This is a genomic window from Roseibium sp. MB-4 (assembly GCF_053005265.1).
Window position 1 is genome coordinate 120,047 of sequence record NZ_JBRKQB010000002.1, and the last position, 13,601, is coordinate 133,647.

Genomic DNA, 13,601 nt, shown 5'->3' on the forward strand with positions numbered 1-13,601 from the left:
GATTGTGCTTTCGCCTCGCTTCGGGTAAGTTCCGCGCCGCAATCGAGGATTTGCGGCCATACGTTCCCCACCTGGTCGAAGCCAAATTCCCAGTGAACGAGACGTATAGGCGCAGATATCCCTCGCAAGGTTTCTCTCAATAACGAGACGGATAAGCCCATGAACCGCCGCCGGCGCATTTATGAAGGTAAAGCGAAGATTCTCTATGAAGGTCCGGAGCCAGGAACCCTGGTTCAGCACTTCAAGGATGACGCGACTGCTTTCAACAACAAGAAACACGAGATCGTTGACGGCAAGGGCGTGCTCAACAACCGCATCTCCGAGTACATCTTCAACAACCTGAATGCCATCGGCATTCCGACGCACTTCATCCGCCGCATGAACATGCGCGAGCAGCTGATCCGCGAAGTCGAGATCATCCCGCTGGAAGTGGTTGTGCGCAATGTTGCTGCCGGATCAATCGCAAAGCGCCTGGGTCTTGAAGAAGGAACACAGCTGCCGCGCTCCATCATCGAGTTCTACTACAAGAACGATGAACTCGATGATCCGATGGTCTCTGAAGAACACATCACGGCCTTTGGCTGGGCAACACCGCAGGAACTCGACGACATGATGGCCCTGGCCATCCGGGTCAACGACTTCCTGTCCGGTCTGTTCCTGGGTGTCGGAATCCGCCTCGTTGATTTCAAGATCGAGTGTGGCCGCCTGTTTGAGGGCGATCTGATGCGCATCGTGGTCGCGGACGAGATTTCGCCGGACAGCTGCCGTCTATGGGACATTGAGACCAACGAAAAGATGGACAAGGACCGCTTCCGCCGCGAAATGGGCGGCATGCTGGAAGCCTACCAGGAAGTCGCCAAACGTCTGGGTCTCGTGACACAGAACGAGCGCCCGGTCGGATCAGGCCCAACGCTGGTCCAATAAATCTTCAAAGACCCCTGCCCTGATCTCACTTGGCAGGGGTTTTTCTTTTGAATCGCCGTCTTTGCCTTTGCGAAGCGGTTCAGCTGGTGTATGGAGCGCGCAACACGCCCACCAGATGCTGATGGAGACAACAATCATGAAAGCTCGCGTGATCGTCACCTTGAAAAACGGTGTTCTCGATCCTCAGGGAAAAGCCATTGAAGGCGCGCTCGGCGGTCTTGGCTTCGGCGATGTCGGCTCTGTCCGCCAGGGCAAGGTGTTCGACGTGGAACTGACCGGCTCCGACAAAGATGCCGCCAAGGCCGAACTGGAGCAGATGTGCGAAAAGCTGCTCGCCAACACCGTGATTGAAAACTACGCGATCGAGATCGCATAAGCAGGGGAGCGAAATGGATAAGGATGCAAAGAGAGCTGTTCTCTTTCTGGCCATAAAAGCTGCAATCTTCATCCTGCTGCCCGCATTTGTTGCCCTCGTTGCTGTGTTTTACCTGCTCTGAACTTCCGGAACTTGCTCCATGAAAACCGCCGTCATCGTTTTCCCAGGCTCCAACCGCGATCGTGACATGTTTCATGCGCTGGAACTGATCACCGGCACGCGCCCTGTCGGCGTCTGGCATACAGAAAGCTCCCTACCCGACGCCGATTTGGTCATCGTCCCGGGCGGTTTCTCCTACGGCGATTACTTGCGCTCCGGCGCGATTGCAGCGCGGTCCCCGATCCTGAAGGATCTGGTCGCCAAGGCCGAGAGCGGCGTTTCAGTTCTTGGTGTGTGCAACGGCTTTCAGATCCTGACAGAAGCGGGCCTGCTGCCGGGTGCCCTCATGCGCAATGCCGGACTGACTTTTGTCTGCAAAGAAGTGATGCTGGAAACGGTGAACAGCGTAACACAGTTTTCTTCCAAGTTCGAAAAAGGCCAGGTGTGGCGGTGCCCGGTTGCCCATCACGACGGTAATTACTTCGCCGACGCTGAAACCCTCAAATCCGTCGAAGACAACGGGCAAGTGGTGTTCCGCTATGCCAACGGCACAAATCCGAACGGCTCGATCAACGACATTGCCGGCGTCACAAACGCGAAAGGCAACGTGCTCGGCATGATGCCCCACCCGGAAAACCTGGTTGAGCCGCTTCACGGCGGCCTCGATGGCCGCCGGCTGTTCGAAAGCCTTTTGGAGCAGGCTGCCTGACCGGCCAATCTCTTCACCTGATTGCTGGGGGCAACCAGACATGCCGGACCTGAAACTGGACAAGGATACTCGCGCCCGCCTCAACCAGCAGATCCGGCAGTATCTGAGCGACGAACTGGATACCGATATCGGCAACATGGAAGCCGATTTCCTGATCGACTTCCTGACCAAATCACTTGGCGCGAGCTTCTACAATCTCGGTCTGAAGGATGCTCAGGCGCTCCTCGCCCGGAAGATGGACGACATCAACGACGAGCTTTACGGCATGGAGCAACCGGACGATCCTGTTCGCTGACCTGCGTTCAGTTGTGCTCCAGTTGCCGCGCGCGGCGTGGCGGAGCGCCATAGCGTTTGGCGAAAGCCCGGGAAAAGGATGCCGGGCTGGAAAAGCCGCACATATTGGCGACAGCCTTGACCTGACGCCCAGCGGCGAGCTCATCCCGTGCAATGTCGAGTCGCCAATTCGACAAATACGTCATCGGCGTAATCCCGATCAGGCTCTTGAAGGTCACCGCAAATTGGGTCCGCGACATGCCGGCGATTTCTGCGAGCCGTTCCAATGTCCAGTTTTCGCCCGGTGCCTCGTGAATGGCGACAAGCGCCTGCGCGATCCTCGGATCAGAAAGCCCGTTCAAAAGCCCTGAATCGATCTCATTGCCTTCCATGGCATGGCGCAGCAACCGAATCACCACCACCTCGCACAAGCGCTGAAAGACAGCCTGGCCGCCACAGCGGGGCCGCATCACCTCTTCCACCAGCGGCATCACCACTGACGACAAGCTTGGATCGTCTGAAAGGTCGACGGACAAACAAATGGGAAGCGCGGCAAAGAGCCGTTTGCCAACTCCGGAAATCTCGATGTTTGTCGACACGATGATGCTTTCATCAGCCCTCGGGAGAACGAGATCAAGAGCACCTGAAGCACTGTCTTCCGGCGGGCGCAACACAAGACGAAGGTCCTGGCGCGGATCTTTGCAGATCATCAGCATGGCGTGCTGTACATCAGGGCCGCCCACTCCGCCGTCGCTCACATGAACCCGCAACCTGTCGATCAGAGACGACAACCGGTCCAGCCGGCCATTGAAGTTTGTGCGATAAGGCGTCTGCATATCCGTACTCTCGGCTTCTTTATTTGTACTTTTATATCGAGATCGTTCGATATTCTAGCCCAAGTCGATCCGATTTATCCAAGACAAAGGAAGCATCATGCTCATCCCCAGACAGACCGTTCCAGCACTGACCGTTGAGACTCTCGGCGGCGGGTCGTTTGATCTTTCAGCGGTATCCGCTGACTTTGCAACACTGGTCGTCTTTTACCGCGGGCTGCATTGTCCGATTTGCGCCACCTATCTGAAGGAACTTGGCCGTCTTCTGCCCGATCTGAAGGAACGCGGCGTTGAGGTCATTGCCCTGTCATCCGATGATCAAGAGCGGACACAGCAAATGGCTGACAAGGTCGGATTCGATGACCTCACGTTCGGTTACGGATTGCCGCTCACAATGGCAAAGGATTGGGGGCTCTACATCTCCACGGGCCGCGGCAAGACGTCTATCGGAATTGTAGAGCCGAACTTGTTCTCAGAGCCAGGTGTCTTCTTGGTCAAGCCCGACGGCACACTCTACTTTGCATCCGTTCAAACCATGCCGTTTGTCCGGCCGCATTTTCAGGAGATGCTCGGCGCGCTGGATTTCGTCAAGAAAAACGACTACCCGGCACGTGGCGAATACACCGGCGAAGTCTAACCCAGGACACCATATGAATTGCAGGCGCCCGCGGAGGTCGGGCGCCTGCGAAATCCGGGGCCTATCGCTTCAGAAGCTGAAGGCTGCTGCTTAAGAAGGCCGGACATCGGGCCCCGGACATTTGATGACCAAGCACGGTGTTTCAAAAGATGCGCAAGGCGCATTAACAGGTCACCGGAAGTCCGGGCCCTGCCAAAACGGCTTTTCAGTCTCAACCAGCACATCGGATCTCTTCAAACCGATATCCTTCAATTGATCATCCGTCAGGCTGGCCAATTCGCGCCGGCTTCTGGCGACGGCCATCCATTGCAAAACCAACCGCACCAGGTTCCAGCGCGGGAACGAGACTCTTGGCTGGTCTGTGCAGCTGGGTGCGAAGATTGATTCCAATGCACTCATTTTAGATACTCCAAGAGATACAATCGACACAATAACTGTGTCCTTTACGGTGACAATCTTATGAATTGACTCCTTGACGGTGGCAATATACTAAATTGTCACCATGACAAATTGGCTTCCTCAGATCCCGGACGGGCAAGGCCCGATCTATCTGCGGCTCGCAGATCAGATTTCCGCAGACATCGCCTCCGGCGCACTCGCAGCCGGAACCAAACTGCCGCCACAGCGTGATCTCGCCTATGATCTTGGCGTAACGGTCGGCACCATCGGCCGGGCCTATGCCACTATCCGTCAACGTGGTCTGGTGAATGGCGAAGTGGGGCGTGGAACATACGTTCTTGGCAGTGCAGAGCCGATCCAGCTTCAAGAATCTACAAAACCGAACCTTGACGCCCCCGCAGGCAATCCTGCACCGTCCGCCCCAACCCTCAGACAACGCACCGAGGGGACTTCATGGGTTCAAGGCGCGATGCAACCGCCAAAAGACCGAGCGTTCGCTGGCACACGCATCGCGGTTCCGCACGAATCTTCCATCCGGTTCGACAGCACATCAGCACCGGAAATCGGACAGGCAAAGCTGATCGCGCAAATCACCTTGGACATCACACGCGACCATCCGCACGAGATCGCCAGTTACACCCGCGCTGTCCCGCCGGACTGGCGCGCCGCCGGTAAGATCTGGTTGTCACGCGGCGGCTGGGAACCTGATGAAGGCAGCATTGTTCCGACTACCGGTGCTCAAGCGGCAATCATGTCGATCATTGCAGCGACCACAGCTCCTGGAGACAGAATTGCCTTTGAAGATCTGACCTACAGCTCTATCGCGCGGGGGGCGGCCCTGTCTGGTCGACGGCCGGTGTTGGTCGAGCGGGATGAAGAAGGGCCCTTGCCAGAGGATCTGGCTCGCGTCTGTGCCCAAACACACCCACGCATCCTGTTTTTGATGCCGACCATGCACAATCCGACAACGGGGTTCATGAGCGAAACGCGCCGGCACGAGCTTATCGAGGTTGCCCGGCAGCACAATCTCTGGATCATCGAGGACGAGGTCTACGGCTCGCTGCGGGACACATCGGTTCCGCCGATTGTCTCGTTGGCTCCGGAGCGGACCTTTCACGTTGGATCCCTTTCAAAATCCGTAACGGCTGGCGTGCGCGGCGGCTGGCTCTCCAGCCCGCAGTCCTACGCCCAGCGCATTTACACCGCCCACAAGATGCTGACAGGCGGCATTTCCTTTCTTCTCTCAGAGCTGTCCTCCAGGCTGATCTTGTCTGGTGCAGCATCTAACTTTCGCGAGAAAGTCGGTGAAGAGATCGCGGCCCGCCACGCGCTTGTGCGGCAACATCTCAGCCCGTTCGAATATCGCTCCGCCGCCGACTGTCCCTTCCTGTGGCTAAAGGTGCCCGAACCCTGGAACCCCGGAACTTTCAAAGCAGCAGCGGCTGCGGAAAATGTTCTGGTGGATGATGAAGACGAGTTCAAACCAGGTCGCACCGGCAAGGTCTATCACTGCATCCGCATTGGCTTCAGCAATCCGCTGACCCGGGATCAGACCGTTGAGGGCCTTCTGGCTGTGCGCGACCTTTTGAACGACAACTGCGCCTGCTACGACAGCTTCGAATGACGTTGCAAAGCGCGCGGCCGGAACCCTTCCGCACGACATGCAAATGAATCGACTGAGGCCTCTCCCATTTTGAGGTTTTGTCTGCTAAACCGGCGCGAAACTGGCCCAGGCGCACAAAGGCATTTTGTAAAACGCTCTAAACGCCGCAGATTTCCGGACCGACATGATCCCGAACGACATCAAGATCACGCCCGAGCTCATCGCTTCCCACGGCCTCAAACCTGACGAATATGACCGCATCCTGGAACTGATCGGCCGCGAGCCGTCGTTCACGGAACTTGGCATCTTCTCGGCGATGTGGAACGAGCATTGCTCCTACAAGTCTTCCAAAAAATGGCTGAAAACCTTGCCTACGGAAGGCCCGCGCGTGCTTCAGGGTCCAGGTGAAAACGCCGGGGTTGTCGATATCGGCGACGGTCAGGCCGTTGTCTTCAAAATGGAAAGCCACAACCACCCGTCCTACATCGAGCCCTACCAGGGTGCGGCGACCGGTGTTGGCGGCATTCTGCGCGATGTCTTCACAATGGGAGCCCGCCCGGTCGCAGCCATGAATGCCCTGCGATTCGGTGAGCCGGATCATCCGCGCACCCGCCACCTCGTCTCCGGTGTGGTCTCCGGTGTGGGCGGTTATGGCAACTCCTTCGGCGTTCCAACCGTCGGCGGTGAAGTCGAGTTCCACGCCCGCTACAACGGCAACTGCCTGGTGAATGCCTTTGCCGCAGGCCTTGCCGACAGCGACAAGATCTTCCTGTCCGAAGCCAAGGGCGTCGGCCTGCCGGTTGTCTATCTCGGCGCCAAAACTGGCCGGGATGGTGTTGGCGGGGCAACCATGGCCTCGGCTGAGTTTGACGACACGATCGAGGAAAAGCGTCCGACCGTTCAGGTGGGTGATCCGTTTACGGAAAAATGCCTGCTGGAAGCCTGCCTTGAGCTGATGGAGACCGGCGCGGTCATCGCGATCCAAGACATGGGCGCGGCCGGCCTCACCTGTTCCGCCGTTGAAATGGGCGCCAAGGGCGACCTCGGCATCGAACTGAACCTCGACCAGGTGCCGGTGCGCGAAGAGCGCATGAGCGCCTACGAGATGATGCTGTCGGAAAGCCAGGAGCGTATGCTCATGGTTCTCAGCCCGGAAAAGGAAGCTGAAGCAGAAGCCATCTTCAAGAAATGGGGCCTCGACTTCGCCATCGTTGGCGTCACGACCGATACGCTGCGCTTTGTGGTCAAGCACCAGGGCGAGACCGTCGCGGATCTGCCGATCAAGGAACTCGGCGACGAAGCCCCGGAATACGACCGTCCGTGGATCGAACCTCAAAAGCGTACCGTTCTGGCAGCCAGCGACATTGCCGAACCGGACGACTATGCCGAAACGCTCACCACACTGGTCGGCAATGCCAACGGCTCGTCGCGCCGCTGGGTCTATGAGCAGTATGACACGCTGATCCAGGGCAACACCGCGGCAACGCCCGGCGGTGATGCCGGTGTCATCCGCGTGGACGGCACTCGCAAGGGTCTCGCCTTCTCCGTCGATGTCACCCCGCGCTACTGCGAGGCGGACGCCTTTGAAGGCGGCAAACAGGCGGTGGCCGAAGTCTGGCGCAACCTGACGGCGGTCGGTTCAGAGCCGCTCGCGGCGACCGACAACCTCAACTTCGGCAACCCGGAGCGCCCGGAAATCATGGGGCAATTCGTTGGCTGTATCAAAGGCATCGGCGAAGCCTGCCGGGAACTCGACTTCCCGATCGTCTCGGGCAACGTCTCGCTCTACAACGAGACCCACGGCGAAGCGATCCTGCCGACCCCGGCGATTGGCGGTGTTGGCCTGTTGCCGGATGTGACCGTGCGCGCGGGTGCGGCGTTTGCGAACGAAAGCGACGTTATCCTCGTCATCGGCGGCCGCGGCACACATCTTGGCGCCTCGCAGTATCTCAGCGACATCCTCGGCCGTGAAGAAGGCGCACCGCCGCCGGTCGATCTCGCGGCTGAAAAGCGGCGCGGGACGCTTGTCCGCCAGCTGATCGGCGCGGCACGCCTCACCGGTGTCCACGACATTTCCTCCGGCGGCCTCGGTGTTGCTCTTGCCGAAATGGCCATGGCCAGCGGAATGGGTGCAAGCGTCGAGATCGACGGACCGGCCCACGCAGCGCTCTTTGGCGAAGACCAGGGCCGCTATGTCGTCACTGTCAGCCCGGACCGGCTTGATGCGGTTCTGGAAGACATTGTCGACGCCGGCATTGAAGTCGAGCGGATCGGAACAACCGGCGGAACGGATTTGACAGTTCAAGGTGTTCTCACCATATCCGTTGCAAAGCTGAAAAAAGCACACGAAAATTGGTTCCCTGATTACATGACAGCCGTGTGAGTCGGCCATGAGGGGAAACAGGCAATGAAGGGGCGCGCTTAACATGCCAATGAACGCAAATGAGATTGAAACCCTGATCAAGGAGGCATTGCCCGACGCTCAGGTGGAGATCCGGGATTTGGCTGGCGATGGCGACCATTACGCGGCGAATGTTGTCTCCGAAGCATTCCGGGGCAAGAGCCGCGTCCAGCAGCACCAGATGGTCTATGAGGCGCTGAAGGGCAACATGGGCGGCGCCCTGCATGCCCTCGCATTGCAAACCAAAGCACCTGATTAAACCGAATTTGCCCCGTGCATTTGACCCGTAGATTGCCCATATACGTATTATCACGCATTATCAGGCATCATAAGGCTAGCCGCCCGCTGCAGACAGACAAGGACAAGTGAAATGAGCATCCAAGAGTGGATCAAGAACGAAGTCGACACCAACGACGTTGTGCTGTTCATGAAGGGCACACCGAACTTCCCGCAGTGCGGGTTCTCCGGTCAGGTCGTTCAGATCCTCGACTATGTCGGCGCGCCGTACAAAGGCATCAACGTTCTGGAAGACGATGAACTGCGCAACGGCATCAAGGAATTCACCAACTGGCCGACCATCCCGCAGCTTTACGTCAAGGGTGAGTTCGTCGGCGGCTGCGACATCATCCGCGAGATGTTCCAGAACCAGGAACTTCAGGGCCTGATGAGCGACAAGGGCATCCAGACAGCCCAAAGCGCCTGATCGGCAGCTTTAATCAGACGGGTTTCAAAGGGGCGGTTTTCCGCCCCTTTTTCTTTGTGATCTGCCTTTTTCCGAACGCCGGCACCCAGGCAGCATCGGCACCTATACATCTAATCGATTAAACAAAAAGTGGGTCTGGACATTGCGTTTGGTCTAGCGATAAACCGCACGCGCAGGCGGGAAAACCCGCCAATCATTGTGCGTTAATCACCCAAAGGGAGTTGGTCGGCATGGCGGCTATGGATAATCACTTCGATAACTGGAAGGAACAACAATCCGCCGCTGAGCAGATGATCCCGCTGGTTGGCCACCTTTACCGCGACTACGGCATCAACATCCGGATTTTCGGCCGCCGGCTGCTCAACAACTCCGCAATCGAGATCATCAAGGCCCACCGCTACGCCCTGCAGATCACCGGCCAGGAGCTGGACGTTGCCAAGAGCCTTGAGATCGTCAAGGCGATGCTGGAGATGGATCTTGCCGCCTCCCGCGTCGACCTCGGCAAGCTGTGCCACCGCTACATGACGGAAGGCGGCGATGCCAAGACCCTGGTTGAAGAGCAGCTCGCCAGCATCAACACCGGCAAGACCTCCATCCTGCAGGAGCCGCAGGACGTTGTGCTTTACGGTTTCGGCCGCATTGGACGCCTGCTCGCCCGCATGATGATCGAACGCGTTGGGGCCGGCAACAAGATGCGCCTGCGCGCCATTGTCGTGCGCGGCGGCAAGGAAGGCGATCTCAAGAAACGCTCCAGCCTGCTGCGCCGCGACTCTGTCCATGGCGCCTTCAGCGGCTCGATCACCGTCGATGAAGACAAGAACGCCATCATCGCCAACGGCAACTACATCCAGGTGATCTACGCCAATTCTCCGGCCGAGGTCGACTACACCAAATACGGCATCAAGAATGCGCTGGTCGTCGACAACACCGGCATGTGGCGCGACGAGGAAGGCCTCGGCCAGCACCTGAAGTGCCCGGGCGCAGCCAAGGTCATCCTGACCGCACCGGGCAAGGGCAACATCAAGAACGTCGTTTACGGCGTCAACCAGGGCGACATCACCCCGGACGACGACATCCTGAGCGCCGCGTCCTGCACCACCAACGCGATCACGCCGGTCCTGAAAGTGATCAACGACGAGTTCGGCATCGAAAACGGCCACGTGGAAACCATCCACGCCTTCACCAACGATCAGAACCTGATCGACAACTACCACAAGGGCGACCGCCGCGGCCGCGCCGCCCCGCTCAACATGGTTCTGACCAGCACAGGCGCTGCCAGCGCGGTGGCCAAGTGTCTGCCGGAAATGAAGGGCAAACTGACCGGCAACGCCGTCCGGGTACCGATCCCGAACGTCTCTATGGCGATCCTCAACCTCAATCTCAAGCGCGCAACGACAGCTGAGGAAATGAACGACTACCTGCGGCAGGTGTCGATCCAGTCGCCGTTGCAGGACCAGATCGACTACACGGCCTCCACCGAGCTGGTCTCCTCCGACCTCGTCGGCTCCATCCACGCCGGTGTCGTCGACAGCCAGGCCACCATCGTCGATGGCGACCGTCTGGTACTTTATGTCTGGTACGACAACGAAGCGGGCTACAGCACCCAGGTCATCCGCCTGATGCAGGAAGTCGCCGGCATGAAATACCCCTCCGTCCCGGCGTGAGTTTTCTGAGGCTTAGGGGCTGAGTGCTATTTGAGATGAGCGTAAAAGGGGCCGTTTTCAGCCCCTCAGACTGCTGACAAAGTCCGTCAATTCCTTCGGCGTCATGTTCGGACTTGTTCCGAACATCTATAACAAATTGAATAATATGGACCCTCGGCACAAGGCCGAGGGTGACTATTGATAGGTATGAGGTTTGTCATCACGCTCAGAGGCGGTTTTCCGCCTCTTTTTTGTTTTTCGGCCCGTGATCCTGCAACAGTCCCATTCACGTCCCCAACGTCATCCCGGCCAAGCGCAGCGCAGAGCCGGGACCCACTCGTTCCCAGAGCGCCAGCTGTCCGAAGACCGCAGCCGCCAGAACAATCAAAACCAACCGTTTCAGCAAGCAGCCCCGCGAGTGGGTCCCGGGTCTCGCAATGCTCGCCCGGGATGACGCCGACGGGACAGTCGGCAACGCGCTTCTCCCCGCGCTCCGTCATCCTCGGGCTTGACCCGAGGATCCATTCCGTTTCCTCGCCCCACGCAAGGCTGATCGAATGGATCGCTCACGGCATGGATCCCGCATCAAGTGCGGGATGACAGCGGAGGGTGTAGTGGGCAGTCGGAGAGTTGTTTTCTGCACCTTTGTTAGAACTAGCTGACTTTCATCAGCCTTGTTTGCAGAGATGGCCTCGACCTGTCGTTCATCGGCGACCTCTTAATCTGCGAAGCAACCGGTCAGTGCTGCCATTCGTGCCTTGCGCTGCATGTTTCCGGCTGAACCATGGGGGCGCCCTACGAAAGGTGCTATGTTTTGGCTTTACAACCAACTTGGTCGGCAATAAACTTTCAATGCTCTTTACGCGTTGTGCTAAGTCGCACGGTCAGGTGTATAGCCAGACCCAATTTTATTGATCGCATTTTGGCGCGATAAGAAGAACTCTCTCTTATCGGGTCCGCTGCGCTTCTTCGATAAGAGAGAGTTCTTCTTATCGCTTCTTTAAAGGTATTGAGCGCTCCAAATGAGTATATCGGCTTCAGATCCGCGCGACGATTTCATTAAGCTAGTAGATTTGAAGAATTCAAAAGTTCAGCTTGAGCCGCGAATAGTATTTATTTGCGGCGGCCCCGTAGATCCAAGAGAAACTAAAAATCATTCCATCCGCAACATGTTCATGAATTTAAGCGGTGGTCTTGAGAGTAGAGCAGATGGGTTCGTCCTTGCCGAAAACTTTAAAGACTGGGAACGTGGCTATAAAAGCCTCTCCGAATTCGAAAACGACATCGCATTCATCTCTTCTCTGGTTGTAGTAATTCTTGAGAGTGAAGGCGCTCTCACCGAGTTCGGCTTATTTTTTGCGAACATAAGATTGAGGGAAAAACTGGTTGTGGTACTTCACAACGAGTTTCACCAATCTGAGTCTTTCATCAAGTTTGGTCTTCTGAACCCCATGGAACACCATGACCAAAAATCTGTTCGAGTCTATGAAATCGACCATCGAAAAATAAATGATGTTCAGAAGGACGAAGTTAAAGACATACTAGATGATGTCTTGGAACATTGTGACGAAAAGAATAAAACCGAAAGATTCAATAGTGCCGATAGGGGGCATCAGATATTTTTGATTTTTCAGATTATTGATCTTTTTCTTGCCTTAACAAAGTCTGAGATCAGCTCACACTTAAACAACCTTAGTATTTCGCTCTCGAAATCCGAACTGGATTCGGCGCTTTATATTCTTCGTAAATTCAATCTCGTCGGCATGGAAAAAAAGTCATCGCAGTACTTCTACTATGTTCCTACCGGATTGACAGATCGGATAGATCTTAGCTTTTCCAATATAAACCGACGCTATGATAGCCCAACAGTGAAAATCGAGGTGGCGGAATACTATCGAATTGCAGCAAAGACTGAGCCGGGACACAAACGGCGAATGAAGGTCATACAGACAGCCACGAATGGTGGTTCATGATGACTGTTGCTGACCTTATTTGCAGACGATTTTCATTCTCTCCAGCTGAGTTGCAGGCATACGCTCAAACATGCCCTTATCGATACAAGACTTACCCAATTGATAAGCGTAACAGCGAGCAAAAACGATGGATTTCGCAGCCCTCAAAGGACTTGAAGGCTGTGCAAAGGCTGGTGCTGTCAGAGTTCTTAGGCCCAAAACTAACTGTTCACGCTTCGGCAAAGGCCTACAAAGCCGACACGAATATTATGGACAATGCCGGTCCGCATTTGAAAAACCGGTATCTCCTAAAAATGGATTTCCGGGACTTTTTTCCATCCATCCGCGCTTTAGATTTTATTCATCACCTTCTTAAGAACGAGATTGTGCATGAAGAAACTGAAGCCAACCTGCTCGCCCGGATTTTTTTCAAACATCATGATGGTGATCTATGTCTGAGTATCGGCTCTCCGGGTTCCCCAATGATTTCGAATGCATTGCTCTTCTCCTTTGATGATAATATATCTGACAAAAGTCGAAGAAGTGGGATCGATTACACTCGTTATTCTGACGACCTGACTTTTTCCACAAACAAGAAAAACCTATTGTTTTCTTGGCCGACATTAATCAAGGAAGAATTGACTGCCCTTGATTCACCAAATTTGGAGATAAATTCTGAAAAAACCGTCTTTTCGTCAAAAAAATTCAACAGGCATGTTACTGGCATCACGATCACTAACGATGGAAAAGCTTCAGTCGGGCGTGACAACAAAAGGGCACTTAGATCGCGAATATACAACGCGTCGACCCTCGATGAGGATGGGCTTGCACGCTTGAGGGGTTACATTTCGTTTGTAAATCAAGTTGAAAGCGACATCGTTTCAAAACTTTGGAAGAAGTATCCGGATCAAATGGGGCTTATATTCAGGCAAAAGTGATTGTGTTTTGACGCATTCGATCATGTTAAAGAGCTTTCCAAGCTAAGCTTTTCTTACTTGATTTTTGCCTATCTGCTCATCGAAGGCGGTCTATGGCTGCGTTTTCGCGCC

General features: G+C 55.8%; 15 protein-coding genes. 13 read left to right on the forward strand and 2 right to left on the reverse strand.

The features are described 5' to 3' along the window. Positions 1-159 precede the first annotated feature (159 nt). From purC to ACVDG4_RS11685, 5 genes are all read left to right on the forward strand, one after another. Positions 160-924, forward strand: a complete 765-nt coding sequence (purC, locus tag ACVDG4_RS11665) for a phosphoribosylaminoimidazolesuccinocarboxamide synthase (protein ID WP_133946693.1) — start codon at positions 160-162, stop codon at positions 922-924. A 133-nt stretch (positions 925-1,057) separates the two neighbouring features. Beyond that, complete coding sequence (purS, locus tag ACVDG4_RS11670; protein WP_040452276.1) at positions 1,058-1,300, forward strand: phosphoribosylformylglycinamidine synthase subunit PurS; 243 nt, start codon at positions 1,058-1,060, stop codon at positions 1,298-1,300. Positions 1,301-1,313: 13 nt separating this feature from the next. Then, positions 1,314-1,421 carry a phosphoribosylformylglycinamidine synthase-associated small membrane protein gene (locus ACVDG4_RS11675; protein ID WP_306150065.1) on the forward strand — a complete coding sequence of 36 codons (108 nt, stop codon included), beginning with the start codon at positions 1,314-1,316 and terminating at the stop codon, positions 1,419-1,421. A gap of 18 nt (positions 1,422-1,439) precedes the next feature. Next, complete coding sequence (purQ, locus tag ACVDG4_RS11680) at positions 1,440-2,108, forward strand: phosphoribosylformylglycinamidine synthase subunit PurQ (protein WP_447235203.1); 669 nt, start codon at positions 1,440-1,442, stop codon at positions 2,106-2,108. Positions 2,109-2,148: 40 nt separating this feature from the next. Beyond that, on the forward strand, positions 2,149-2,403 hold the full coding sequence (locus ACVDG4_RS11685; protein WP_447235204.1) for a DUF2164 domain-containing protein: 255 nt from the start codon (positions 2,149-2,151) through the stop codon (positions 2,401-2,403). Between the two features lie 7 nt (positions 2,404-2,410). Here the strand turns inward: ACVDG4_RS11685 and ACVDG4_RS11690 are convergent, their stop codons facing one another. Beyond that, complete coding sequence (locus ACVDG4_RS11690; protein WP_447235205.1) at positions 2,411-3,217, reverse strand: helix-turn-helix transcriptional regulator; 807 nt, start codon at positions 3,215-3,217, stop codon at positions 2,411-2,413. A gap of 97 nt (positions 3,218-3,314) precedes the next feature. On the opposite strand from ACVDG4_RS11690, the gene ACVDG4_RS11695 reads away from it, so the two are divergent. Further along, positions 3,315-3,851 (forward strand): peroxiredoxin-like family protein, encoded by a 537-nt coding sequence (locus ACVDG4_RS11695; protein ID WP_447235206.1) that lies wholly within the window; start codon positions 3,315-3,317, stop codon positions 3,849-3,851. 171 nt (positions 3,852-4,022) lie between these two features. Here the strand turns inward: ACVDG4_RS11695 and ACVDG4_RS11700 are convergent, their stop codons facing one another. Continuing rightward, positions 4,023-4,250, reverse strand: coding sequence for a DUF1127 domain-containing protein (locus ACVDG4_RS11700; protein WP_447235207.1), 228 nt, complete (start codon positions 4,248-4,250; stop codon positions 4,023-4,025). Positions 4,251-4,353: 103 nt separating this feature from the next. On the opposite strand from ACVDG4_RS11700, the gene ACVDG4_RS11705 reads away from it, so the two are divergent. The 7 genes from ACVDG4_RS11705 (at position 4,354) to ACVDG4_RS11735 (ending at position 13,490) form a co-directional block, all read left to right on the forward strand. Then, positions 4,354-5,874, forward strand: a complete 1,521-nt coding sequence (locus ACVDG4_RS11705; RefSeq protein ID WP_447235208.1) for an aminotransferase-like domain-containing protein — start codon at positions 4,354-4,356, stop codon at positions 5,872-5,874. A 163-nt stretch (positions 5,875-6,037) separates the two neighbouring features. Then, a complete protein-coding gene (purL, locus tag ACVDG4_RS11710; RefSeq protein ID WP_447235209.1) occupies positions 6,038-8,236 on the forward strand; it encodes a phosphoribosylformylglycinamidine synthase subunit PurL in 2,199 nt (732 codons plus the stop codon). A gap of 43 nt (positions 8,237-8,279) precedes the next feature. Further along, positions 8,280-8,513, forward strand: a complete 234-nt coding sequence (locus ACVDG4_RS11715) for a BolA family protein (RefSeq protein WP_133946685.1) — start codon at positions 8,280-8,282, stop codon at positions 8,511-8,513. Positions 8,514-8,624: 111 nt separating this feature from the next. Beyond that, positions 8,625-8,957 carry a Grx4 family monothiol glutaredoxin gene (gene grxD / locus ACVDG4_RS11720; RefSeq protein WP_133946684.1) on the forward strand — a complete coding sequence of 111 codons (333 nt, stop codon included), beginning with the start codon at positions 8,625-8,627 and terminating at the stop codon, positions 8,955-8,957. 230 nt (positions 8,958-9,187) lie between these two features. Beyond that, entirely contained in the window at positions 9,188-10,621 is a 1,434-nt protein-coding gene (locus tag ACVDG4_RS11725) for a glyceraldehyde-3-phosphate dehydrogenase (RefSeq protein WP_447235210.1), read from the forward strand. 1,001 nt (positions 10,622-11,622) lie between these two features. Beyond that, positions 11,623-12,573: a retron St85 family effector protein gene (locus tag ACVDG4_RS11730; protein WP_447235211.1), complete on the forward strand. Its 951-nt coding sequence runs from the start codon at positions 11,623-11,625 to the stop codon at positions 12,571-12,573. Beyond that, positions 12,570-13,490, forward strand: a complete 921-nt coding sequence (locus tag ACVDG4_RS11735) for a retron St85 family RNA-directed DNA polymerase (protein ID WP_447235212.1) — start codon at positions 12,570-12,572, stop codon at positions 13,488-13,490. Before ACVDG4_RS11730 ends, ACVDG4_RS11735 begins: the two co-directional genes overlap by 4 nt. Positions 13,491-13,601: the final 111 nt, after the last annotated feature.